Below are 24,829 nucleotides of genomic sequence, written 5' to 3' on the forward strand. Positions count from 1 at the left end.
GGATGGGAGTGATGCCGGTCATGGTGGGTGACCGCGGGAACGGCGAAACAGGGATCGTCCCGCCACGCGGAACACTTTCTGCCGGACCGGTCTCGCGTCCCGCTACGCGGGAGGTCGCCTTCACCGGCGGTGGAGCGCTGTGCCACCGTCGGCTTGCGCAGCACTTCCGCACCCACATCCTCGTATTCCCGAACGCCTCATCACCTGCCTGCACTCGATGGTCTACGACCGTTCGCTCATCACCGACGAACTCGTCGAGGAACGGTGGCGGCAGGCCACCGACCCGGCGATGCTGGAGAGCGCTCGGCGGATGTACAGCCGAGCCGCATTCGTGGCCCCCATGAAACGGCACGGGGGTCACGACAGCACCCCGTGACGCAGTTCGGTCTTCCTCACCCGCGACGAACAGGGCTCTCGGTGACCGAGAGGTGTCATTGCATTGCGGGCGGCTGTGAAGCCGTCCGGGGCCGGAGATTCGAATTCTCCGGCCCCGAACGGGCTCGGGTCAGTGCACGGGTACGGACCCGTCCAGGACACACCGGGTACCGGTGAAGATGGTGGGCATGCACTTGTTGCAGTGGATGCAGAGTGATCGATGCTCCGGTTCGGCGGCGATCCGATTGACCAGGTCCGGTTCGCGGAGCAACGCCCGTGCCATCGCGACGAACTCGAAGCCTTCGGCCATGGCCGTGTCCATTCCGGCCCGGTCGGTGACCCCGCCGAGCAACACGAGCGGCAGTTTCACCGCTGCGCGGACCTGCCGTGCCTGTTCCAGCATGAACAGGTCCCGGTAGGGATAGGACTTGAGGAAGTGTTTGCCGACCAGCTTCATGCCGGTACGCACAGGCTCGCGCATCGCCGCCGCGAATTCGCGCAGGGGAACGTCACCCTTGAACAGATACATCGAGTTCAACAAGGAGCTGCCCACGGTGAGCTCGATGGCATCGAGCGAGCCGTCCTCCTCGAGCCACTGCGCCACCTGGACGGCTTCATCGAGCCAGAACCCGCCCGGAACACCGTCGTCCATGTTCAGCTTCGCCAGGATGGCGATCTTCCCGCCGACTGCGTCCCGCACAGTACGGGCCGTCTCCCGCACCAGGCGGGCGCGGTTCGCCAGCGACCCGCCGTACGCGTCGTCTCTCCGGTTGATCTTCGGACTCAGGAACGAACTTGCGAAATAGTTGTGGCCGAAGTGGATTTCGACTGCGTCGAAGCCGGATTCGACGGCGAGGCGGGCGGCATTCCCGTGGGCCAGACGGATCCGTTCGATGTCGCCGAGTGTCGCCGCGTGGACGGTGCGCATCCCGAGCGGATTGAACTGTCTCGACGGCCCGAGCGCGGGCAGTCCGTTGCTGGCCTCGTTGGCCACGGGACCGGCGTGGCCGATCTGGGCCGAGGCGGCAGCGCCCTCGGCATGGATTGCAGCGGTCAGGCGCCGCAGTCCGGGCACCGCGTCCGGACGCATCCAGATCTGGTTCGCCTCCGTTCGGCCTTCCGGTGCCACGGCGCAGTACGCAACCGTGGTCATACCGACGCCGCCCGCTGCGGGTCGGCGGTGGTACTCGATGAGATCGTCGGAGACGAGCGCACCGGGCGTGGCGGCTTCGAACGTGGCTGCCTTGATGATGCGATTGCGCAGCGTGATCGGACCCAACGTCGCGGGCGCGAGCACATCGGGGATGTCACGGGTGGTCATGGGGACTCCTGGTCGAGCGGTCGGCGGCGGGACAACTGCGCTGGCTCGTTGCAGATCAGCGCTGAACCATGTCGGTCGGCGCCCAGAAGGCGCGCATGCTGGTGATCCGACCGCGATCGTCGAATGTCATCACGTCGATCGGCTCGATTTCGTACGTCCGGGCGCTGGCCTTCGTGGTGACGCGGAAATGGAACGCGGCATTCGGTCCGCTGATCCGGAGGGTGAGCAGTTCGGTCGTGTTCTCGGTGCTCTCGAGGCCCTTGTAGAAGTCGGTGATCGCTGCACGTCCGACGCGCGGCTCGCTGCCTACCGGGTCCTCGAGGACGGCGTCGTCGGCGTACAGCGCGGCGACCTCGGCGGCGCGGCCGGAAGCCACCGCTGCGAGATAGGCATTCACGGTCGCACGAATGCGCTCCGTCAGGTCGGCTGCCTCGGAAGTTGTCATGATTGCTCCTGTGACGTCGCGAGGATGGGATGGATTTGCCGACGCTATCCGGGGCGGTCCTGGATGAACGGTCCCCTTCCCACGCAGCGGGAGATTGCGGCCCGACGTCGTCCATCGTCGTTGTTACGCTTTCGTGGTGTCCGATACCGATGCCGAGCGATATCCCGCATTACCCGCGACGAGCTGGGCGGTGCTCGGGATGCTCTCGTTCGGGGAGGAACTGACCGGCAATGATCTGAAGAAGTGGGCGGATTGGAGTATCGGCTTCTACTACTGGAGCCCTTCGGTCAGTCAGGTCTATGCGGAACTCAAGAAGCTCGAAACGCTCGGATTCGTGCAATCCCGTGTGGTGAGCGAACCCGGAACCCGAGGCCGGCGTGTCTACTCGATCACCGAGGCCGGCATCGGAGCGGTGCGGACGTGGTCGCGTGAGGCGCCGGTGGAGATTCCCGTGCTCAAGCACGGCGTCATGCTCCGGATGTACATGGGACATCTGAACGATCCGGAGCAGCTGAAGGCCATCGTGCGCGACCATATCGTGAATCTCGAAGACAAGTTGCGCCGAGCCGGTGAGCACGCGGATCACTCCGATCGTGAACCGGGCTGGGCATTCTCGCAGATGAGCCTGCGGTGGGCAGAGCGCTACTTCCGGGCCGAGATCGATCTGTCCCGACAGCTACTCGACGACATCGACGCCGCGGCAGCACGTTTCGCGAGCAGCGACGTCGACGGGTTCGGGATACCTCGCCCGCGGACTCCCGGTAGCTGGAGAGGGATGTCGGACGGCCTCGCCGCGGTCGAGCGCGGCGAGGCCGTCTCCGACGAAGAATAGGCGCGGTCAGGCGTACTGCGGTTGGCGCGCATCGGCAGTCGGATGCAGATGCCGGCGACGCTGAAGCGTCGGAGTGACGTGATTCCGGTCGAGCGTGCGCCAGATGGCGGTGGCCGTCATCCGGACGGGGGAGGTCAGCCGATGGTCGAAGCGCAGATGAGGCAACGGGCCACACACCGACACCGCGGCAACCGCGGAGCCGATCGGGCCGATCGGAACCGCGATGCACCCGAATCCCGTGAGGGATTCCTCTTTTTCGAAGGCGACCCCGTTCTCGCGAATGTCGTCGTAGTCGTGACCGGGGGTGCCTGTGTAGGCGAGTAGTGCCTTGCCGAGCGCTGTGCTGTGCGCCGGTCGTCGACCGCCGATGCGCGTGGGAACGGCGGACACCAGCCGTCCACCGAGCTTTTCGATGTAGACGACATCGTCGCCGTCGAGGACGGCGAGGTGTACGACGAAACCGGTGAGGCGTTGCAGTTCCTGCAGATGAGGTAGAGCGATGGCGTGCAGCCGGTCCTGGTGGACGGCCAGCGAGCCGAGTTCCATCAACCGCAATCCCAGGGTGTAGTCGCGTCCCTCGCGGTGGAGCCATCGCATCGAAACCAGCCGTTCGAGCATGCGATGGGCCGACGAGCGGGGTAGGCCCGTTCGATGCACGATCTGGGTGAGTGTGAGACGACCGGCACCGTCGAACGCGTCGAGCAAGAGGCCGACGCGGTCGAGTACTGCGCTGGGGGTCGTATGGTCGGCTCCGACCTGGATCGCCATGGATACTCCTACAGCCGAGGCGCTGCTGACGCTTCTACGTGGGTGTTTCGATTAGGAATAGTGCCACACGAAATCGGCGTTGTGAAGCAGGTCACTGATCTGGGTCGGGTGGAGTATCCGACGGCGGCCGCCACCTCTAGTCGCTCGGGCCGCCGTCGCTTCCCGGATCGAGGACGGCGCCGTCGAGGGCGCAGAACGTGTGACACACGCGATCGCGTACCACGACCTCCGTGCACTCGGGGTCGAACCAGCGGTCCACCACGCCCCAATGGATCGGATGGTCGAGATATTGGCCCATGAGAGAGGCGTGGTCGGAGAACTCCTGCTCCCATACATGGGTCCAGGCGGTGGGACCCACCGAATCCTCCACACGGCTGAGGCGCCAGGAGACTATCGACTCGATGTACCCGGGCATCTTCAGCAGGTCGCGCTCGAATCGCTCGATGGTCGCTTCCGGTGTGCCGGGAGCGACGCGCAGCAGTAGCGCGCGGTAGACGGTCCGAGATGCGTCCGGACGCGACTGGGCCCGACCCGGGTGGTACTGCACGCCGTCCAGTCGCGCGACGACGGGTGAGCCGAGGGTCGCGTCCAGGGTCTCGATCGCACCGGCCGCCTCGTCCGCCGACGCAAACCGGAGATGAACGAGCAGATCTCCGCCGTTGATCACACCCGGCAGGGTCGGGGACACAAGCCGGCGCAGTGCCCCGAGTTCCTTCACTGCGAGCCGGACGTTCTCGGTGTACTCGGCGCGATCCGAGAAATCGGCGGTGGCGTCGAAGTGGACGACGCGAGTCACGTTATACATCGTTCAATCCCTCGACGTCGTCGGCGTGGGCAGCCATGGTTCGGGAGCGCTCCACGATCAGTTCGTCCATGCCCGACCACCACTCGCCGAGGCCGGGGTCGCGGCGGCTCTGACGGGTCATCTCCCACCACGAGTGGACACCGTCGACGGTCCAGGTGATGGTGACGGTATTGGAATCGTCGTCGAACCACACCGGCGGGCTGACGAGAATCCGGTCGAGTGTCATACCGCGTCGGCGGCCACCCGGAACGTACTCTGCGACATACGCCTCCACAAATCGTCGCGCACATCCTGGTTTCGTGACCACTCGGTCGATCACGTATATCGTCTCGTCTGCCATACCGCGGACGCTACGGCCGTCGAAAGCGCCGGGGAGGGCCTTCTCCCACTTCGCGGGAGAAGTTCCGTAGGCGGAGGGCGGGGCACGCATCGAATTCCGTGCGTGCCCCGCCCTCCGCGTGGAAGCCGCGTCCCCTTGTGACTTCGACTGCTGTGCAACATATTTACTCGAGCATCGAGATCCTCGGCCGTACGATCGTCAAGGTTCGGGGACGTGGGGGAGGTGCATCAAGCGGAAGTGGCCGAGGGCTCGGCGTTTTCGGGTGCAGTTTCCTCGGCACCACCCGTCTGCTCCGGCCGAGCGATGAACAGGCAGACGACGGCCACGACGAGCGAGCACGCGATGAACCACCCCACAGCCAGATCGAACGCCGACAGGGCGGGCGCGGTCGTTCCCGGCACGGTCCACAGGGAGAGCATGACCGACACGATGGCCACCCCCACGGCGGAGAACGCTTGCCGCGCAGTGGACAAGACTCCTGTCGTGACGCTCGTGACCTCCTCGGGGACGGATTCGATGACGATCTTCGGGTATCCGGTGTAGGCGAATGCCGTTGCGACGGCGGCGACGGCGAAAACACCCATCATCACCGGCAACGACTTGTGGCCGAAGTAGATCATCAGGTTGGCGACGGCGAACAGGACGGCGCCGATGAAGAAGGCGGTCCTACCGCCCCATCGACCGGCGACCACCCCGGCTATCGGAGAGGCACCGAATCCCACAATCGCGCCGATGCCGGCCACGAGCCCCGTCACGGTTGCCGACATGCCGAGTCCGACGGGCAGCGACGTCGGAGACTGCAGGATCATCGGCGTGACGATCTGCACCGCCCCGACGGGACCGAGAGCCAGCACCGAGAGTCCGATCAGGTTCAGCGACATCTGCCTGTTCGTCAGCACCCGCAGATCGACGAGGGGTTCGCGCCGACGCATCTCCCAGACGGTCCACACCGCGAGAACACCGATGCCGATGACGATCAGTCCGACGACCCCGATACTCGTCCAGCCCCACTTCGGTCCTTGCGTGATGCCGAAAAGGAGAGCGGTGAGACCCGGCGTCAGCAGAGCAGCGCCGATGTAGTCGAAGCGTGGTAGCTCGGCAGGAGTGTGGGAGCCCGGAAGCGCGAACGCAGCGACGATGGAGGCCACAACGGCGAGAACCGCCGCGAAGACGAAGATCATGTGCCAATCCGCCACGTCGAGCAGGAGCCCTGCGATCAGCGAACCCCCCGATCCCGCGAGAAGCGCGGCACCGCTGATGAATCCGACCGCGAGAGAGACCTTGCCGGCCGGCAGCGCTTCACGGGCGATGCCGTAGCAGAGCGGAAGAATCGCGCCGGCGGCACCCTGCACACCGCGGCCGACGATGATCGCTCCCATCGAGTCACCGAAGACGCTGATCACCGAACCGAGGGTGGACACCAGCATCACGAGGATGAGAACCTTCTTCCGCCCGTACATGTCTCCGAGCCGGCCACCGACGAGAGCGGCCGTTGCCGCCACGAGCATGTAGGCGGTCACGGCCCACCCGGTCGTGGACGCAGGCGCCTCGAAGATCTCGCTGAACCGTGGCAGTGCGATGAAGATCATGCCGGCCTCGAAGGCACTCAAGCATTCCGCGAGGACGAGCGCGGTGATGATCAGGGCCGTCGATCTCGATACTGCGGAACCGTCGATCGGACCGGTCGGCAACCGGAGTGAGGGATCTGACATCGATTGTTCTCCTGGGATGAGGTGAATACGGCTTCGCCGCCCGACACGGCGAAGCTGTTGTGATCGGTCACACACACGAGGTGCGAATCATGTGCCGGGGCGAGTGTCTGCGGTCGTTGCCTCGATCGCTGCCGGTTTGGACCACTCAGTGGGAGGAATGCTCCCGTCGGGTGTCGGGGCGGTGAGACCGTGCGGCCGCAGTGTCCGCGAGACCCGAGGAGATTCAGATGCTTGCCGAAACGGTTCGTCCCGTCCTCGAATCCGAGATCGCAGAGTGGGATCTCGAGGCCGACGTCGTCGTCGCAGGATACGGAATCGCGGGTGCCGCAGCCGCGATCGAGGCCGCCCGTGCGGGAGCCGAGGTGCTCGTGCTCGAACGGTCGGGAGGCTGGGGCGGTGCCGCCTCGATGGCAGGCGGATTCATCTATCTCGGTGGTGGGACACCGCTTCAGAAGGCGTGCGGGTTCGACGACACGGTCGAGAACATGAAGGCGTTCATGAAGGCCGCACTCGGTCCGGCCACCGATGACGAGAAGATCGATGCCTACTGCGAAGGCAGCGTCGAACACTACAACTGGCTGGTCGACGCGGGCGTTCCGTTCAAGGAGGAGTTCTGGGGCGAGCCCGGATGGGAGCCTGCGCACGACGAAGGGCTGATGTACTCCGGGGGAGAGAACGCGGCACCGTTCAGGGACCTGATTCCTCCGGCACCGCGCGGGCATCTTCCCCGGATGGACAACAAGAAGACCGGGGAACGTGGCGGTGGGTACATGCTGATGAAGCCGCTGGTCGAGACGGCCGAGAAGCTGGGTGTGAAAGCCGAATACGACGTCCGGGTCCAGACCGTGGTCGTGGACGAGGGTGGGGCGGTCACAGGTGTGGTCGCGCGACGGTACGGCCGGACGATCACCGTTCGTGCCCGTCGCGGCGTCGTCCTGGCCATGGGAAGTTTCGCTTTCGACGAGGCGATGGTGCGCGATCACGCACCTGTCCTCGTGGGGCGGCCGGGCTCTGCGATCGAGGCCCACGACGGTCGGGCCATCCGGATAGGGCAGGCATTGGGCGCCGCCACGGCACACATGGACGCTGCGGAGGTTGCTGTTCACGCCGCACCGCAGTTGATGGTCCGGGGGATCCTCGTCAACGCACACGGGCAGAGATTCATCGCGGAGGACACCTACCCGGGCAGGATCGGGCAGGCGATGCTGTTCCATCAGAACAACGAGGCCTTCCTGATCATCGATCAGCAGGCGTACGACGAAGTGCTGGGGCCGGACGCAACAGGTACTGCGAGGCGGCCGGAACCGACCTGGGTATGCGAATCCGCCGATGAGCTCGAGGAGGAAATGGGACTGCCGGCTGGTGCCTTGACCTCGACAGTGAACGTCTACAACGCCCATGCGGCGGACGGGTCCGATCCGTTGTTCTCCAAGGATGCGAAGTGGGTACGGCCCATCCGAACGCCGATTGCGGCATTCGATCTGCGTGGAATGACGTCGGGATTTCCCTTGGGAGGTTTGAAGACCGGTGTCGACTCGGAAGTACTCCATGTTTCGGGGGAGCCCATTCCCGGGCTCTTCGCCGCCGGACGATGCACCGCCGGCGTATGTGCCGGTGGTTACGCCAGTGGCGCCAGTCTGGGTGACGGTAGCTTCTTCGGGCGTCGCGCCGGGATGAGCGCTGCACGGAGATAGGAGAGCCGATCCAACGCGACTCCACCGAATCGCGGAGTTCTGCAACGTACGTCGTTGTGAGGCTCCGCGATTCGGTGCTGTCCACGGCAGTGGATTTCGCACACTCCCGGTGATGACAGCGATGGTCACCGCGAGATTCTTTATAAGGAAACATCTTTCGTGGTGCGATGGTGCTGGGGTCTCGAAAGGGTGCCCTCCGGGGTGTCCGCGAATATCGCGGTGTGCCTATCTCTCTCGGTCATCGGCGAAGCTCTCGGTCCCCTCTGATCGAGTATCCCGTTCAATGGGAGACCCCCCTCCGCCGGAGAGCTTCGCACTCACATAATTCAGCACCCGGATGCGACGTGATGTACCTCACTTTCAGCACTCGATATGCCCGGTACCACGCTCGCCTCCATAGTCATCCTCGGTGAAGGAGTCACATTATGAATCCACGCGGTCGGAATCGGCGGTTGCGGACCGTTGCCGGTGCGAGTGCTCTACTGCTTGCCGGAATGCTGGGCACTGCTGCATGTGCCGGCGACGAATCGGACGGAGGGAGCGCAGCGGCCGGTTCGACGTCCGCGCTGCCGAGCAATCCGGCGACCGGAGAGCCGGTGAAGATCGGGTTCGTCTCCACCGAGGGTGGTGCGGCGGTGTCGCTGCCGGAGATGCGCGAAGGTGCGGAGGCCGCGGTCGAATATCTCAACAACAACGGCGGTGGGCTCGCGGGTCGTCCGATCGAGCTCGTGGTGTGCAAGCAGCAGGAAGAGCCGACGTCGGCGACCGCTTGCGCGAACCAGTTCGTCGAGCAGAAGGTTGCCGCGGTCCTTTCTCCCGGAACCTCCCAGGGGCCGGCGATCGTTCCGATCGTCATCGGTGCGGGGATCCCGTACGTGACTCTCAACGGCGTCTCGGCCGTCGAACTTATGTCGCCGGAGGTCGCGGCACTGTCCGCAGGTCTGCCCGGAACGTTGACGGCGGCCGCGACCGCGGCGCAGCAGGAGGGCATGTCGAAGTTCACGATGTTCGCCAGTGACGGCGGTGGCATCGCAGGCATGATCGACCAGATGGGCAAGCCGATCTTCCAGGGGTTCGGGGTCGAACTCGAGGTGGTACCGGTACCGCTCGGTACACCGGATCCCACGCCTGTCGTCGCGGCCGGACTGACGAGCAACCCCGACGGCGTGAGCTTCATCGGCGATGCAGCCACCTGTACCTCGGTGCTCAAGGCAGTTCAGACGACCGCGCCGACGGTGAAGAAGGTGCTGATCCCGACCTGCCTCGACGAAAATGTCGTCAAGGCGATCGGTATCGACACGGTCGAAGGCAACATCGGCATCACCGCCACGGATGCGCTGTCCGACCGGCCCGATACGGTGCTGTTCCGGTCGATCTTCGCCGAGTACGCTCCCGACCTGTCGCCGACCGGCTACGGCTCGACCGGCTACCAGACGGTGATGGCCCTCGCCGGCGCAGCATCCAGCATCTCGGGTGAGGTGAACGCTGCGTCGATCCAGGAGGCTCTGCGTACCGCTGCGAACGTCGAGATGCCTGCCGGTGGCGGAATCACCTTCACGTGCAACGGAACTGCGTTCCCGATGATGCCGTCGATCTGCTCCGGACAGATGCTGATCGGTGAGATCAACGATCAGGGCATCCCCGTGAACCTCACGGTCACCGGCTGACGGATCCGTATCCCCAGAAGGAAATTTCATGACCGACCATCTCGCCTATCTCGTGCTGGGTCTCGGCAACGGAGCCGTGTACGCCGCAATCGGACTGGCACTCGTGATGACGTTCAAGAGTTCCGGCGTCGTCAACTTCGCCACCGGAGCCGTGGCCCTCTACACCGCCTATACGTACGCGCTGCTGCGCACGGGTGAGCTGATGGTCCCGATCCCGGGGCTGCCCCGAACGATCGACCTCGGTCGACCGCTCGGGGTGGCACCGGCCATGGCCGTGTCGTTGGCAGTCGCGGCTCTGCTGGGGGTTCTGTTCTACGCATTGATCTTCCGGCCGATGCGCACGGCACCGGTGATCGCCAAAGCGGTGGCATCCATCGGACTGATGATCGTGCTCCAGGCTGTGATCGCGCTTCGGGTGGGCACCGAGATCGTTGCCGTCGAACCGATATTCGCGCTCGACAGCATTACGATCGGTTCTCGTCAAGCTCCGACGGACCGGATCTGGCTTGCCGTCGCAGTCGTCGCGATCGCGGTTCTGGCTGCGCTGGTGTTCCGCTTCACCCGCTTCGGAATCGCGACGGAGGCGGCGGCCGAGTCGGAGAAGGGTGCCTACCTGACGGGGTTGTCGCCGGATCGGATCGCGTTCAGCAACTGGGCGCTGTCGTCGGTCGTCGCCGGCCTCGGCGGAATTCTCATAGCTCCGATCGTTGCACTGAATCCCGTTGCCTACTCGATGTTCATCGTCCCCGCACTCGCGGCGACGCTCGTCGGGAACTTCAGCTCGATCTGGCTGACCGTCGCAGCGGGCATCGCGATCGGCTCGTTGCAGGCGGAAATGACGAACCTGCAGGTCACCTTCGACTGGTTTCCGCATGCGGGTATGGCCGAGGCCATCCCGCTGCTGTTGATTCTCGTGTTCCTGGTCGTCAAGGGGCGGCCCCTACCCGACCGCGGCAGCGTCGTCCGGCAGCGACTCGGCCACGCCCCACGCCCCGATCGGATTCTCGCGCCGGCGATTCCGGCCGTCGCGGTCGCTGTGGTCGCGATGCTGGTCACCGGCGGCAGCTATCGCGCCGCGATCGTCAGCAGCATCATCTTCGCGGTGATCGCTCTGTCCCAGGTCGTCGTCACCGGGTACACGGGACAGGTTTCCCTGGCGCAATTGACACTCGCGGGCGTCGGCGCCTACTCGATCAGTGTTCTGAACACCCACCTCGGAATACCGTTCCCCTTCGCGCCGCTGATCGGCGCACTGTTCGCGACGGTGATCGGCATTGTGATCGGTCTGCCGGCCCTGCGGGTGCGGGGACTGCCGCTGACCGTCGTCACCCTGGCGCTGGCAGTGTTCCTCGAAGCATTCTGGTTCCGGAACCCGCAACTCAACGGCGGTGTCGCGGGTGCTCCGGTCGACACCCCCCGATTGTTCGGATTCGACCTCGGAATCGGTGCGGGAGAAGACTATCCGCGTCTCGCATTCGGTCTGATGTGCCTGTCCGTGCTCGTTGCGGCCGCCCTCGGCGTCGCGTGGGTTCGGCGCAGCAGGCTCGGGACCGACATGCTGGCGGTCCGGGCGAACGAGCGTTCCGCGGCGGCGTCGGGGATCAACGTTCCGCGCACCAAACTGGCGGCCTTCGCGATCGGTGCGTTCCTCGCCGGCCTCGCCGGTTCCCTCATGGCGTACCAGCAGACGTTGGCGACACCGGAACCGTTCACCGTCTTCCTCGGTATCACCTTGTTCGCCGTCATGTACATCGCGGGGATCACCTCCGTCACCGGTGCCGTCCTCGCCGGACTCATTGCGCCGGGCGGCGTTCTGTACCTTTTCGTCGACCGGTTCCTGAACCTCGGCGAGTACTACGCGGTGATCAGCGGCATCCTGCTCATCGTCACCATCATGTTCAATCCGGACGGGATCGCAGGCAAATTGCCCCGGCTCCCGCTGCCCACCCTGAGGAAGTCGTCCTCGGGCCCGGTCGCCGTAGAGGGAACAGCCACCGCAGCGGTGCGGTCGTCCTCGCCCGTCGTGGGCGAACCGATTCTCTCGGTACAGGGTCTGAGCGTGCACTACGGGGCGGTGCAAGCGGCATCGGATGTGACCTTCGACGTTCGTGCAGGGGAGATCGTCGGTCTCATAGGTCCGAACGGCGCGGGGAAAACCACCGTCGTCGACGCGATCACCGGTTTCGCGCCTGCGAGCGGCACGGTCGTCTTGGACGGCACGGACATCGGGGGCCTGCGGCCGCATCGGCGCAGCAGGCTGGGACTCGGCCGCAGTTTCCAGGACGTGGAACTGTACGACGACCTGTCCGTCGCCGAGAACGTGACGGTGGGCGCGGCCAGATCGGGATCCGAGCACGATACAGCGGACCGAGTACGGGCAGTCCTGGACACGGTCGGACTCGGAGACGTCGCAGACGCCGAGGTATCGACCCTCTCTCAGGGACAGCGTCAGCTCGTCTCGGTCGCGCGTGTCCTCGTCTCGTCGCCGAAGATCGCGTTGCTCGACGAACCGGCAGCGGGGCTCGACGGCGCGGAGAGCCGTCGGCTCGGTGAACGGCTTGTCGATGCCCGCAGTGCCGGAACGTCGATCCTGCTCGTCGAACACGACATGGAATTGGTGCTCACCATCTGTGACCGCGTCGTCGTCCTCGACCTGGGGAGGGTCGTGGCATGTGGGCCACCGGACGAGGTCCGGTCCGACGAGCGCGTGATCAGCGCATACCTCGGCGCCCCTGTCCGCGACGTGGATCCCGCTCTCGAAGCTGTCCCCGAGCTCGCTGTCGCACGCATCGACGAAACGCAGGAGGCGAACTCGTGAACGGATTGACGATCAGGAATCTGTCGACCGGTTACGTTTCCGGCCGTCCCTGCGTCCGGGACGTGAGCCTGGAGGTGGATCGTGGGCAGATCCTGAGCCTGCTCGGCCCGAACGGCGCAGGCAAGACCACGCTGTTGCTGTCCCTGGCCGGTCTGTTGCCCCGATTCGATGGCGAGGTCGTCGTCGACGACCTGACCGTCGGCGGCGGTCGCCCACGCGAGGCGGTGTTGTCGGGGCTGGTTCTGGTCTCCGACGACCGTGCGCTGTTCCGGGGATTGACGACAACCGACAACCTGCGTCTGGCGGTCCGCGATCGGCGACGTCGACGCCGAGCACTCGACGAGGTGCTCGAGTACTTCCCGGCCCTGGAGAAGCGGCTCGGAGTCGCTGCCGGCCGGCTGTCGGGCGGCGAGCAGCAGATGCTCGCAATCGGACGCGCGATCCTGCAGCGTCCGAAGGTGCTGCTCATCGACGAGCTGAGCATGGGGTTGGCGCCCGTCGTCGTCGACGAAATCCTGGTGGTGCTTCGCAGGCTGGCCACCGAGGAGGGGATGTCGGTGGTACTCGTCGAGCAGCACGTCCACCTTGCTCTCGGTGTCGCCGACCGTGCCGCTGTGCTGGTGCACGGCACCGTGGCACTGACCGATTCGGCGGAGGTGCTCCGAACCGAACCCGACCGGATCGAACGTGCCTATCTCGGGTCGTCGTCCCGCCCGCACGCCGGGATCTGAAAACACCGATCCCGTGGTTCGGCCTCGACCCGGAGTCGGTATCGAGGATGGTGACCATTCAGCGGGAGACCCTCATCCGCCGCACATTTCCAGACCCTATCGTCCGTGATGAAAGTTGATGTGACGCAGTTCACGGTCCGGGCCCGTATTCATCGGGCCGGCGTTACTGCTCGTGGACCCTGCGCCCGCACGCCCTTACCGGAAGGCCCGACATGACCGACGTAGTTGCCGATACCGCCGCCGCCGTCGCCGCGGCTGGTGCGCGTGTCATCGAACCCCGCAAGATCGCGGGCGGCTTCTCATGGCCGGAGTGCCCGCGCTGGCACGACGGCATCCTCTGGTTCTCCGACATGTACACCGCGACCCTGAAAACCGTTGATGCCGAGGGCAATGTGGCGGTGGTCGTGGATGCGACCGGTCGCCGCGCCGGAACCGAGGTGCCAATCGTCCTGGGCGGATTCGGTTGGCTCCCGGACGGCCGGCTGATCGTCACCTCGATGCACGAAAAGCTCGTCCTCGTCCACGGCGGGAACGGACCCGACGACCTCGAAGTCCTCGCCGACCTGTCCGCCTTCTCGCAGGCGGCGATCAACGACATGGTCGTCGACGCCGAGGGACGCGCATACGTGACGCAGCTCGGATTCGACCTGTTCGCCGGCGAGGAGCCGGTGCCCTCTCCGATCATCGTCGTCGAACCCGACGGTTCCGCGCACACCGCCGATGAAGTCGGACCGCTGCTGTGCGCCAACGGGATCGCAATCAGCTCGGACGGCACGAAGGTCTACACGGCCGAGGTGATGGCACAGAAGCTCACCGTGATCGATCGTGCCGCCGACGGATCGCTGTCGAATCCGCGGCTGTTCGCATCCTGCCCGTTCCTGCCGGACGGCATCGGGCTCGACGAGGAGGGCGGCGTGTGGGCGGCGATGCCCGGCAGCGGTTACGTGGCTCGTTTCACCGAGGAGGGGATGACGGATGCCATTCCCGTGCCGCTCGAGAACGGCGTCGCCTCGGCCTGCCTGCTCGGCGGTCCCGACCGCACGACCCTCTACATGACCGTCGGTGTCGAGGTTTTCGATTTCGACAAGTCTGCACGCGAGGCGCTGGGCACCATCTGGGTTGCCGACGTTTCGTCCCACGGCGGCGACACCCGCCCCTGACACCCACCGGCACGACACGATTCGAGGAACATTCATGACAGCACTGGATTTCACCGACCGCGTGGTCGTCGTCACCGGCGCGGGCCGCGGAATAGGCCGGGCACACGCCGAACTGCTCGCGTCACGTGGTGCCGCGGTCGTGGTCGGCGACCTCGGGTCTGCCATCGACGGTTCCGGAGTCGACGGCGACGATCCTGCCCGCGAGGTCGTGGACGCGATCACCGCTGCCGGCGGCAAAGCCGTCGCCTGCTCGGCCGACATCTCCACCGAGGACGGTGCCGTCGAACTCGTCGACACCGCACTGTCTGCGTTCGGGCAGCTCGATGCTGTGATCAACAACGCGGGCATCGTGCGCACCGCGCCGTTCGACGAGGTTCCGTACGAGGAGTACCAGCGACATCTGGACGTGCACTACTTCGGTGCACTCCGCGTCTGCCGGGCCGCCTGGCCGCACCTGCTGAAGTCGCCGGCCGGGCGGGTGGTGAACACCATTTCCCAAGCGATGCTGGGTAATCCGGACATGTCGCACTACGGAGGGTCGAAGGGCGCACTGTTCGGTCTGACCCGCAATCTGGCGCTGGAAGGCCTGAAGTCGGGCGTGAAGGTCAACGCCATCGCCCCGGGTGCGGGCACCCGTATGGCAGAGGCGGCCGCGGACACCCTGTCCCCCGAGGTGATGGAGTACATGCGTACCCAGCTGCGGCCCGAGCACGTCGCCCCCGTCGCTGCGTACCTCGTGCATCCGACGTGCACCGTTTCCGGTGAGGTCTTCAACGTCGCCGGCGGTATCGTCAACCGCCTCGCCATCCTCAACACCGTGGGGATCCACGATCCCGCTCTGACGATCGAGACCGTCGCCGAGCGGTTCGACGACATCATGGCGATCACCCCCGATGCCATCCCCCAGATCGTGGCGCCGGCACAGGTTCCGGCGACGTCCTGACCGGAACTTCCACGACATCGGCTCAGCCCCAGGAGAAGCACAGTGAGCTCTACCGAAGCCCCCACGACCACCACCGAGACCGAGGATACGGCCTACCCCTTCGGTCCGGTGAGTGTGAACGAAGCATCGCGAAGGTACGCCGCCATCGCCGCCGATCGGCCGATGACCAAGATGACGATGCCGTTCGGCGGTGACGTCTGGGTCATCCACCGAAACGCTGCCGCGCGACAGATGCTCGGCGATCCCCGCTTCGTACGCGAACCGTTCCGCACCGGCGAGCGGGTAGTGCCCTACTTCGTCGAGTTTCCCGAGTTCCTGAAGACCACACTGCAATTCGAGGATCCGCCGCAGCACACGAAGCTGCGCAAGCTCGTCCAGAAGTCCATCTCGCCGAAACGCGTACGCGCCATGCGGGAATCGGCAGTGGAGTTCGCGAACCACCTGATCGACGAGATGGTCGCCAAGGGGTCCCCGGCGAACCTGGTGCACGACTACGCTGTGGCTCTGCCGATCCAGATGCTGGCCAACCTTCTCGGGGTGCCGCCGGAGGACCGTCCGAAGTTCCAGAAGTGGAGCTCGGCGACCCTCGCGGTGGCGAACATGCCCGAGGAGGAGGTCGTCGCCAACATGACCGAACTCGTCGGTTACATGATGGCCCTGATCGACGAGCGGCGGAAGAATCCCCGGGAGGATCTGCTCAGCGACCTGACGAACGCCCAGCACAAGGACGACACCCTCACCGACGCCGAGATTCTGCCGATCGCCCTGGTGTTGATCATCGGCGGCTTCGACAACACGGCGAACTTCATCTGCTTCGGTGTGCTCTCGTTGCTGAAGAACCCGGAACAGCTGAAGATCCTGCTCGAGGACGTCGAAGGCGTCGCCCCGACCGCGGTCGAGGAGATCCTGCGGCACGGGCGAATGGCGTTCGGTGACACCGTCACCGGAGGCGGCGGTCTGGTCCCGTTCGTCGCCACCGAGGACGTCGAGATCGACGGGCACGTCATCGCCGCGGGTGAGGCCGTGCTGGTGGACCCGGCGTCGGCGAACCACGACGGGGTCGCGGTCACGGACGGTGAGAAGTTCGACGTGCGACGCGAGGGAAATCCGCACCTGACCCTGAGCTACGGGCTCCACCACTGCCTGGGTGCGCCGCTCGCACGGATGGAGATGCAGGTGGCCATCACGGAGCTGTTCAAGCGACTGCCGGGCCTCGCCTTGGTCGGCGAGCCGAAGGTGGACAAGAACAACCTCACCGAGCCGGTCGTCGACGTTCCGGTGTCGTGGTAGGGACCTCGACATGCCGAAGGTCTTCTATACCCAACCCGACGGCTCGGAGCGTGTGATCGACGCAGCTGCAGGTGATTCCGTCATGTCGACGGCTGTGACCAACGGTGTGACGGGCATCGTGGGTCAGTGCGGTGGCACGCTCTCGTGCGCGACCTGCCACGTCTACCTCGCCGAGGACGACCTGAAGTACTTCGATCCTCCGACGGAGGACGAGGACGACATGCTGGACTGCACGGCGAGCGATCGCGAGGACACCTCGCGGTTGTCGTGTCAGCTGATCCTCCGCGAGGGTGTCGACGTCCACGTGACGGTGCCCGATGAGCAGGCGTGACGACAACGGTCGGGGCACCGGCGACCCGCCACTCGGCGTGGCGGTCGTCGGCGCCTCGCACGCGGCTGTGCACCTCGCCGACCGGTTGCGCGCCGGCGGTTACACGGGCCCGCTGACCCTGATCGGCGGCGAGCCTCACCTGCCGTATCAACGGCCACCGTTGTCGAAGGCGTGGCTGAAGGGCGACGGATCGGCCACCTCGCTGGTGCTACGGGCCGAGAACCACTACGCGGACAACGGGATCGAGCTCCTGTCTGGCACCGTTGCGGAGAGGGCGGATCGGGACGGCGACGGCGTGACCCTGCAATTGCGCCGCGCCGACGGGTCCCGGGAGACACGCAGCTTCGACCGTCTGGTCCTCGCCACCGGCGCCCGCGCGCGCCGGTTGGAGATACCCGGTTCCGACCACCGTGACGTATTGGTCCTTCGCGAGCTCGACGACGCTCGGCGGCTGGCGGAGCGGATCGGCTGTGGACCGGTCGTGGTGATCGGCGGAGGCTTCATCGGTCTCGAGGTCGCGGCGACCCTCCGCGGCCTCGGCGCGGAGGTCACCGTGGTCGAGGCCGGACCTCGCCCGATGGGGCGGGCAGTCGGTTCGGGGACAGCCGAGTTCCTGCTCGCCGCTCACGCGGAGATGGGTGTCGACATCGTCCTCGCTGCGGAACCGACGGAGATCGTCGTCGCCGGCGACCGCATCCGGGGTGTGCGGCTCGCCGACGGTCGTGAAATTCCTGCTGCGACCGTGCTGGTCGGTGTCGGGGCGGAGCCGCGTACCGAGCTGGCGGAACAATTGGGGCTCGAGTGCGACCGCGGTGTCATCGTTGACGAACGGTGTCTGGCATCGGACGGTCGCACGCTCGCGATCGGTGACTGCACGGTCCAGGTGTCCCGCAGCGGTGGCAGGGTCAGGCTCGAATCGGTCGACAACGCGATCGAGCAGGCGAATGCGGCCGCGGCGACGATACTCGGCGACGACGTTCCCCAGCGGCCGGCACCGTGGTTCTGGTCCGATCAGGGATCGTGGAAGCTCCAGATCGTCGGGCTCGTCGACGAGAACGCCGACGTCGTGATCCGCAGCGACATCGGCAAACCCCAGCGACGCGTCACACTGTATTTCGCGGAGGACGCGCTGATCGCCGCGGAATGTGTCAATGCACCAGCAGATTTCGTGGCGGTGCGGTCGGCACTCGCGCGGGGGGTCCGCCCCTCACGGGACGAACTCGCGGACAACGGTGTTGCCCTGAAGAAGCTGCTTGCGGCTCTCGGCTAGGCAGGTGACACCGCGCAATCGGGGGAGGGGGGCAAAAGATGAGGCGGTGCGACCCGCAACCGGGTCGCACCGCCTCATCCGTTTGCGTCGACCCTCAGCGGTGGACCGCGAATCGTGCAGCCACCAGGGCGCCCACCTCGGCCATGGCCGCCCGCGCCCGCGCGACCGTCGCGGTCTGCATCGCGAAACCGTGCCCCACGCCGGGATACCGCAGCTGCGCCGTCGGCACACCGGCGTCGCGGAGGCGGTTTCCGTAGTCTTCGACGCCGTCGCGCAGTGGGTCGGCGTGTCCGACCGCGATGATCGCCGGCGGTAGCCCGGCCAGCGACGAAGCGAGTGCGGGTGTCCCGTACTCGTCGTCGGTGGCCGGATCGTCGCCGAGATAGAGGTCCTTCATCCAATCGATGTCCGCCGCAGTCAGGAACGGGCTGTCTCCGAATTCCCGCATGGACGGCCGGTCGCAGCGGCGCTCCAGACCCGGGTAGAACATGACCTGCTGGGCGATCGCCGGCCCGTCTTCGTTGCGCGCGCGCAGTGCTGTCGCCGCGGCCAGGCCACCTCCGGCGCTGTCCCCGCCGACGCCGATGCGGCCGGCGTCGACCCCGAGGACGGACGCCTGTTCATGGAACCAACACAGCGCCGCGTACGCCTCGTCGTGGGCGACGGGGTACGTGTATTCGGGGGCAAGCCTGTAGTCGACGTTGGCGATCACCGCGCCGGTGGCTTCCGCGACGTCCCGGGCCAGGCGGTCGAAGGAATCCAGCGAGCCCATGATCATGCCACCGCCGTGGAACCACAGCAGCGCGGGTGCGTCGGCTGCGGGCGCGACCACGGGACGGTAGACGCGGACCGCCACCGTCCCGTGGGGGCCTTCGAATCCCGTGTCGGCGATCGAGCGCATTTCCGGACCTGCGGGACGGACGATCGACTCGAGGTTGCGTCTCGCACCCTCGACTCCGATCTCTCGCATGGGCCGTGCGCCGGAGGCGGCCATGCGCTGCACGATCACCTCCACATCGTCGTCCCAGACGGATTCGTGCCGGACGTCGGGTTCGGTGGCAGGCAAGTCGGGTTCTCCTCGGTCGGCCGGACCTCGGCCCGGGTGGGGGAACGTGACGGGGTCGTATCAGGACTCGGTGCGGGTCGTGTTGCGCAACAACATCCCGGTGCCGGCCTCTCCGCCACGTCGGTGCTCGTTCATCAGTGCGATCAGGCGCTCGTTGTCGTGGTCGGCGAGCGCGTCGATCATGGCTTCGTGTTCGGTCACGACCCGTCGGCGCACTTCGGCGTCGAAGAGGTAGGCCGCGTGATACGGCATGGCCAGGCGCCACAGTCTGCGGATCTCGGTCACCACCAGACCCAACGGTGATCGGTCGAACATTGCGAAGTGGAAATCCTGGTTCGCCAGTCGCATTTCCAGGAGGTCGTTGCGGTCCGCCGCGGCGGCGACGCGGTCGCCGAGGCCACGGACCTCGGCGAGTGCCGAGTCGTCGAAGGCGGGGAGGGAAGCCAGCACCTCGCGCTCCAGGGCGTGCCGCATCAGGTAGATCTGGTCGAACTCCGACTGCTCGAGTCTCACGACGGCATAGCCGACGTTCCTGCGGTGCTCGACGAGGCCCTGCGAGGCGAGTTCGCGCAGTCCCTCCCGGATCGGGAGGCGACTGACACCGAGCCGTTCGGCCATCATTTCCTGCCGGATGGGCTGACCGGGGAGCAGGTCGCCGGTGATGATCATGCGTTCGATCTCGGTGGCCACCCAGTCGGCGCCGCGAACGGACGCGCCTCCGCGCGAGCCGGTGGCATCCCCATCGGCCGCTGTAGCGTGTCGGCTCACCTCGGTCCCTCCTCGCGCCACTGTCGGACCGGTGGCTGTCGGTCATGCCCTGTCGAGCGCACCGTCGCTTCTCAGGGCGTCGACGTCGTCCACGCCGTACCCCATCGCACCGAGGATCGCCTCGGTGTCGGCTCCGCGCGGTACGGCTCGGCGCGGGGTTCGCGTCGAGCTGCGGCCGAGTTTGATCGGTACGCCCAGGCCACGATAGTCGACCGTGTCGAGGAACAATCCGCGGTGAACGGTTTGCGGGGCGGTGAGCGCCTGGTCCACCGTGTTGACCGGGCTGGCGGCGACACCGGCACGTTCGAGTTCGGCAGCGAGGTCGTCGCGGTTCCACCGGACGATCCGTTCGGCGAGCAGGGCGGAGAGTTCGTCGCGATGCCGGGAACGTGCGCCGTTGGAGAGGAAGCGCGGGTCGTCGGCGAGTTCCGGGACGCCGAGCACCGCGACCAACGAGCGGAACTGCCGGTCGTTGGCGGCGCTGACGAAGAAGTCGCCGTCGCGGGCCGCGAACACCTGGTACGGCACGACCGTGGGGTGATAGTCGCCCGTGCGCTGCGGCACCTTCCCGCTGGAGACCCAGTTGGAGGCGTGCGGGTGCAGGAGAGAGATCACCGAGTCGAGAAGCGTGATGTCGACGAGTTGTCCGCGGCCGCTGCGTTCGCGTTCGGTCAGGGCGAGCAGGATGCCGCTGACGGCCATGTGCGAGGCGACGATGTCGACGACGGGGACGCCGACACGCAGCGGGTTACCGTCCGGGTAGCCGTTGACGCTCATCAACCCGCCGAAGGACTGCAGCACCGCGTCGTATCCGGGCAGACCTGCCATCGGCCCGTCGACGCCGAACCCGGTGATCCGGCAGTACACCAGTCGCGGGTTGGTCTCGGTCAGCACGGTCTCGTAGTCGAAGCCCCACCGGGCCATGGTGCCGGCCTTGAAGTTCTCGATCACCACGTCGGCACCGTCCAGCAGGTGGCGCAGCACGTCGCGACCGGCGGTGGTGCGCAGGTCGAGGCAGATGTTCTCCTTGCTGTGGTTGAGCCCGGCGTAGTACGCGCTGCTCTGTCCGCCCTCGTCGAAAGGTGGTCCCCAGCCCCGTGTTTCGTCGCCGGTGGGTGCTTCCACCTTGATGACTTCCGCGCCGTGGTCGGCCAGTGTCTGGGCTGTGTACGGGCCGGCCAGGACCCGGCTGAGGTCGAGAACCCGCAGACCGGCCAGGACGCCGATCCCCGTGTTCTGCTCCGCTGCACGCCATGCAGCGCGGCCGTCGATGACGGGGCTGTCAGCAGCGGTCGGTTGTGCGGTTCCGCCCGCCGGTGGGGAAATGCTCACTGCCGGCTCCTGTTCGTGGTCGTCGGTGACTCGTCGTGCGCCGATCGGGTTCCGACGACGACATCCCAGACGTCCGCGCCGTCGTCGAGGATGCGGCGCGCCAGGGCATCGGCCCAGAACCCTTCCGAGCCGTGGCGGTCGCGCCAGCTCCACAGAGACGTGGTGAACCGGCCGAGCGGGTGTTCGGACGTGGTTCCGATGGCGCCGTGGATCTGGTGGCCCGCGGAAGCGACAGGCTGGGCGGACATCGCCGTCACCACCTTCGCGGCGGCCGTCGCCACGTACGGGTCCTCGGGGGTGTCGTCGGCCGCGGTCGCCGTGTCCACCGCGATCTCCATCATGGTGGTCAGAGCAGCGAGCTGTGCCAGTCGTTGCTGAACCGCCTGGAACTTTGCGAGGGGCCTCCCGAACTGGATGCGTTCGGAGGCATAGCGCAGCGTGTGGTCGTGTACGGCGGCGGCCGCCGCGGCCGTGGCGGCCGCATAGGCGAGCGCGCCCCGCCGGACGAACTCGTCGAGCGAGACCGGGGCAGCACCGTGGAACAGGACGGGCGTGTCCTCGAAGGTGACGTCCCCGATCGAGACGCCGATCGGATCCACTTCGGCTGTGACGGTGACGCCGGGTCCGGACATCGCCACTATCGCGACGGCCGATCCTTCGGCGCCGGGTTCGGGCGGGAGCAGCACGACGAGCGTGTCCGCGTCCCCGGCGTAGGCGACGTCGGTGACCGTGCCGTTCAGAACGGTGGCGCCGTCGAGGGAACGGACCGAGCACGAATGTCCCACTGCGGCAGACGCGGTTGCCGCGGTCGGTGTGTGACCCGCCGATGCGGCGAGCCAGTGGGCCAGGACCGTGTGTTCGATCAACGGGGTCAGCGCGCCGCGTCGCGCTGCGACCGCCACGATCGCGAGCACGTCGGCGAGTGTCGCCCCGTCGCCGCCCGCGGTTTCGGGGATACCGACGGTGGTGAAGCCGGCGGCACCGAGCTGTGCCCAGATCGCGCTGTCCATGCCCCGAGCGGGGGTCTGCAGATCGACGCCGATGCGATCGATCATCGACGTGGTGGCCGAGATCAGCTCGGCGGTGAACTCGCTCATCGAACCCCCAGACCGCGGGCGACGATCCCGCGCAGGATCTCGTTGGTGCCACCTCGAAGGGTGAACACCGGTGTGTGCAGGACACTTTGGGCCAGCATGCGGGCGAGTGGATCTGCACTGCCGCGGCGTGCTCCGACACGGCCGGACGATCGCACGGCCTCGACGAGGTCGCCTTCGAACGTCGAGCCGAGGTCCTTGACCATCGCTGCGAGTACGTCGGGCTTGCGTCCCGCGGTGAGTTCGGCGGCGACTCGCAGCGACATTCGCCGCAGGGCCCAAGCACGCGCCGTCAGTATGCCCAGGGTCTCCCTCTGGCCGGGCGTCGCGCCGGCCTCGGCGAGGTGCGCGGACCATGCGCGTAGGAGCGGCATCGTGCTGAGGTAGCGCTCGGGTCCCGAGCGTTCGAACGCGAGCTCGCTCATCACCTGGGTCCAGCCGCTGCCACGGACCCCGAGCAGTGCGGACGCGGGCACGCGCGCGTCGTGGAAGACGACCTCGTTGAAATGCTGCTGCCCGTCGATGCTACGCAGCGGACGGATCTCGATGTCGGGATGGGGGAGATCGACGATGAACTGGGACAAGCCGTTCTGCCGGTCGGCGGGTTGTCCGTCGGTGCGGGCGAGCACCACCATCGCGTGCGCGAGATGCGCGCCGGTGGTCCACACCTTGGTTCCGCTGATCGTCCACGAATCACCGTTGTCGACAGCGCGCGTGCGGACCGCTGCCAGGTCCGAGCCCGCGTCCGGTTCGCTCATCCCGATCGCGAAGAAGGTCGTGCCGGCGGAGATTCCGGGAAGATAGCGCTGCTTCTGTTCCTCGGAACCGTTCGCGAGGATGCTCGGGGCCATCTGCCGGTCGGCGATCCAGTGCGCCGCGACCGGGGCACCGTGAGCGAGCATCTCCTCGTTGACGACGAAGCGTTCGAGGGGGCTGCGTCCGCGTCCACCGTATCGGGTGGGCACCGTCAGGCCGAGCCAGCCTCGCTCGGCCACGCGGCCGCTGAAACCGGGGTCGAACCCGGTCATCCAGCTGTCGACGTCCGGAACGTAACTGCCGCGGTCGAGTTCGTCGGCGAGGAAGCCGCGCACGTCGGCGCGCAGGTCCTCGAGTCGGGTATCCGTGGGAGCGGGATGTTCGGTACGCACAGCGGTCATGAGCGATTCGGTCCTCGGGACGACCACGCGGCGTTGCCTTTCCGCGACATCGACCACATCTGCACGCCGCGCTCGATTTCGAGTGCAGACGCCCAGCCGACGGCCGGGGGACCGAGTTCCAGACGTGCGCTGGTCATGATGCGGCGGGTCAATTCGGGATCAGCAGCGGCTGTTCTCACCAGCTCGTCGACCGTTCGGGGAATGTCCTCGACCGCGACCGCGGTGTAGGCCAAACCCCGGGCGACGGCTTCGGTCCCCGTCAACGTTCGGCCGCAGGCGGCAAGAGCGATGGCTCCCGACCAGCCGAGGGCCCGCCCGAGCAGGGAGATGTGCCCGCCACCGGGGTGGATCCCGCGGGCGGAGAAGCCGCTGTCGAGCAGGGTGTCCGGGGTGACCACCATGATGTCGGCGGCCATCGCGAGATTCAGTCCGGCACCGACTGCGCCGCCGACCACGACCGCGATGGTCGGCACAGGAAGCGAACCGACGCGCACGAATGCGCCGTAGACGGCGGAAGTGCGGCGAACCGACTCGGGGGCAGCAGGATCGGAGGACGACGACGCGAGGTCGCGGGTGTCGGCGCCGCTGCAGAAGTAGCTGCCGTTGGCCTCGATCACGGCGACGCCGATCGTCGGGTCGGATTCGACGCGGTCGCAGAAGGCGACGATCTCTGCGGCCATCTCGAGGGTGATCGCGTTCTTGCGACGTGGATTGTTGAGGGTGAGGCGGGCGACGCCGTCTGCGAAAGAAGTGAGAACGGGCGGTTCCGTCGGGCCTGCACCCAGGTCCGCATCGGGAGAGGTCTGGGTCATGCGGCGACGGTAGCAGATTGGATCCACTTTTTGGATCCAATTTTGATTGACAAAAACTGCCGGGCTGCTGTGCACTGGCTGCACCACAAGTCGCCGCG

At 66.6% G+C, this 24,829-nt stretch carries 22 protein-coding genes and 1 pseudogene; 11 read left to right on the plus strand and 12 right to left on the minus strand.

Annotated elements, in window-relative coordinates:
- Window positions 1–190: 190 nt before the first annotated feature.
- A pseudogene (locus M1M07_RS00165) lies at window positions 191–337 on the plus strand (alpha/beta hydrolase); the annotation flags it as partial.
- A 168-nt stretch (window positions 338–505) separates the two neighbouring features.
- On the opposite strand, the gene M1M07_RS00170 reads toward M1M07_RS00165, so the two are convergent.
- Complete coding sequence (locus tag M1M07_RS00170; protein ID WP_197252061.1) at window positions 506–1,696, minus strand: NADH:flavin oxidoreductase; 1,191 nt, start codon at window positions 1,694–1,696, stop codon at window positions 506–508.
- A 55-nt stretch (window positions 1,697–1,751) separates the two neighbouring features.
- Window positions 1,752–2,141, minus strand: a complete 390-nt coding sequence (locus M1M07_RS00175) for a nuclear transport factor 2 family protein (protein ID WP_248672903.1) — start codon at window positions 2,139–2,141, stop codon at window positions 1,752–1,754.
- Window positions 2,142–2,340: 199 nt separating this feature from the next.
- On the opposite strand from M1M07_RS00175, the gene M1M07_RS00180 reads away from it, so the two are divergent.
- Window positions 2,341–2,973 carry a PadR family transcriptional regulator gene (locus M1M07_RS00180; protein ID WP_197252081.1) on the plus strand — a complete coding sequence of 211 codons (633 nt, stop codon included), beginning with the start codon at window positions 2,341–2,343 and terminating at the stop codon, window positions 2,971–2,973.
- Between the two features lie 6 nt (window positions 2,974–2,979).
- Here the strand turns inward: M1M07_RS00180 and M1M07_RS00185 are convergent, their stop codons facing one another.
- The 4 genes from M1M07_RS00185 to M1M07_RS00200 form a co-directional block, all read right to left on the minus strand.
- Window positions 2,980–3,741, minus strand: a complete 762-nt coding sequence (locus tag M1M07_RS00185) for an IclR family transcriptional regulator (RefSeq protein WP_197252059.1) — start codon at window positions 3,739–3,741, stop codon at window positions 2,980–2,982.
- 136 nt (window positions 3,742–3,877) lie between these two features.
- Complete coding sequence (locus M1M07_RS00190; protein ID WP_197252058.1) at window positions 3,878–4,546, minus strand: Dabb family protein; 669 nt, start codon at window positions 4,544–4,546, stop codon at window positions 3,878–3,880.
- The gene (locus tag M1M07_RS00195; protein WP_197252057.1) at window positions 4,539–4,886 is read right to left on the minus strand and encodes a hypothetical protein; all 348 of its coding nucleotides are present in this window, start codon (window positions 4,884–4,886) and stop codon (window positions 4,539–4,541) included. Before M1M07_RS00195 ends, M1M07_RS00190 begins: the two co-directional genes overlap by 8 nt.
- Before the next feature lie 227 nt (window positions 4,887–5,113).
- Window positions 5,114–6,598 (minus strand): MFS transporter, encoded by a 1,485-nt coding sequence (locus M1M07_RS00200; protein ID WP_231610465.1) that lies wholly within the window; start codon window positions 6,596–6,598, stop codon window positions 5,114–5,116.
- Between the two features lie 227 nt (window positions 6,599–6,825).
- Here M1M07_RS00200 and M1M07_RS00205 point away from each other — a divergent pair, with 227 nt between their 5' ends.
- From M1M07_RS00205 to M1M07_RS00245, 9 genes are all read left to right on the plus strand, one after another.
- Window positions 6,826–8,292 (plus strand): FAD-dependent oxidoreductase, encoded by a 1,467-nt coding sequence (locus M1M07_RS00205; RefSeq protein ID WP_248672904.1) that lies wholly within the window; start codon window positions 6,826–6,828, stop codon window positions 8,290–8,292.
- Window positions 8,293–8,717: 425 nt separating this feature from the next.
- Window positions 8,718–9,959 (plus strand): ABC transporter substrate-binding protein, encoded by a 1,242-nt coding sequence (locus M1M07_RS00210; RefSeq protein ID WP_248672905.1) that lies wholly within the window; start codon window positions 8,718–8,720, stop codon window positions 9,957–9,959.
- A gap of 28 nt (window positions 9,960–9,987) precedes the next feature.
- Window positions 9,988–12,777, plus strand: a complete 2,790-nt coding sequence (locus M1M07_RS00215; protein ID WP_248672906.1) for a branched-chain amino acid ABC transporter permease/ATP-binding protein — start codon at window positions 9,988–9,990, stop codon at window positions 12,775–12,777.
- Entirely contained in the window at window positions 12,774–13,508 is a 735-nt protein-coding gene (locus tag M1M07_RS00220; protein WP_248672907.1) for an ABC transporter ATP-binding protein, read from the plus strand. The genes M1M07_RS00215 and M1M07_RS00220 overlap by 4 nt, the downstream gene beginning before the upstream one ends.
- Window positions 13,509–13,720: 212 nt before the next feature.
- Window positions 13,721–14,668 (plus strand): SMP-30/gluconolactonase/LRE family protein, encoded by a 948-nt coding sequence (locus M1M07_RS00225; protein WP_248672908.1) that lies wholly within the window; start codon window positions 13,721–13,723, stop codon window positions 14,666–14,668.
- Between the two features lie 34 nt (window positions 14,669–14,702).
- Window positions 14,703–15,611: an SDR family NAD(P)-dependent oxidoreductase gene (locus tag M1M07_RS00230; protein WP_248672909.1), complete on the plus strand. Its 909-nt coding sequence runs from the start codon at window positions 14,703–14,705 to the stop codon at window positions 15,609–15,611.
- Between the two features lie 42 nt (window positions 15,612–15,653).
- Window positions 15,654–16,901, plus strand: coding sequence for a cytochrome P450 (locus M1M07_RS32960; protein ID WP_248672910.1), 1,248 nt, complete (start codon window positions 15,654–15,656; stop codon window positions 16,899–16,901).
- Between the two features lie 10 nt (window positions 16,902–16,911).
- Complete coding sequence (locus tag M1M07_RS00240; RefSeq protein ID WP_248672911.1) at window positions 16,912–17,232, plus strand: 2Fe-2S iron-sulfur cluster-binding protein; 321 nt, start codon at window positions 16,912–16,914, stop codon at window positions 17,230–17,232.
- Entirely contained in the window at window positions 17,219–18,502 is a 1,284-nt protein-coding gene (locus tag M1M07_RS00245) for an NAD(P)/FAD-dependent oxidoreductase (RefSeq protein WP_248672912.1), read from the plus strand. The genes M1M07_RS00240 and M1M07_RS00245 overlap by 14 nt, the downstream gene beginning before the upstream one ends.
- A 94-nt stretch (window positions 18,503–18,596) precedes the next feature.
- On the opposite strand, the gene M1M07_RS00250 is transcribed toward M1M07_RS00245, so the two are convergent.
- From M1M07_RS00250 to M1M07_RS00275, 6 genes are all read right to left on the minus strand, one after another.
- Window positions 18,597–19,496, minus strand: coding sequence for an alpha/beta hydrolase (locus tag M1M07_RS00250; RefSeq protein ID WP_248673010.1), 900 nt, complete (start codon window positions 19,494–19,496; stop codon window positions 18,597–18,599).
- A gap of 132 nt (window positions 19,497–19,628) precedes the next feature.
- Window positions 19,629–20,258 carry a GntR family transcriptional regulator gene (locus M1M07_RS00255; protein ID WP_308200753.1) on the minus strand — a complete coding sequence of 210 codons (630 nt, stop codon included), beginning with the start codon at window positions 20,256–20,258 and terminating at the stop codon, window positions 19,629–19,631.
- Window positions 20,259–20,378: 120 nt separating this feature from the next.
- Window positions 20,379–21,668 (minus strand): CoA transferase, encoded by a 1,290-nt coding sequence (locus M1M07_RS00260; RefSeq protein WP_248672913.1) that lies wholly within the window; start codon window positions 21,666–21,668, stop codon window positions 20,379–20,381.
- Complete coding sequence (locus M1M07_RS00265; protein WP_248672914.1) at window positions 21,665–22,765, minus strand: acyl-CoA dehydrogenase family protein; 1,101 nt, start codon at window positions 22,763–22,765, stop codon at window positions 21,665–21,667. Before M1M07_RS00265 ends, M1M07_RS00260 begins: the two co-directional genes overlap by 4 nt.
- Window positions 22,762–23,919: an acyl-CoA dehydrogenase family protein gene (locus M1M07_RS00270; RefSeq protein ID WP_248672915.1), complete on the minus strand. Its 1,158-nt coding sequence runs from the start codon at window positions 23,917–23,919 to the stop codon at window positions 22,762–22,764. The genes M1M07_RS00265 and M1M07_RS00270 overlap by 4 nt, the downstream gene beginning before the upstream one ends.
- The gene (locus M1M07_RS00275; protein WP_248672916.1) at window positions 23,916–24,731 is read right to left on the minus strand and encodes an enoyl-CoA hydratase-related protein; all 816 of its coding nucleotides are present in this window, start codon (window positions 24,729–24,731) and stop codon (window positions 23,916–23,918) included. The genes M1M07_RS00270 and M1M07_RS00275 overlap by 4 nt, the downstream gene beginning before the upstream one ends.
- Between the last annotated feature and the right edge of the window lie 98 nt (window positions 24,732–24,829).

The organism is Rhodococcus sp. HM1, assembly GCF_023218075.1.
In the GTDB taxonomy this organism is placed as follows: domain Bacteria; phylum Actinomycetota; class Actinomycetes; order Mycobacteriales; family Mycobacteriaceae; genus Rhodococcus.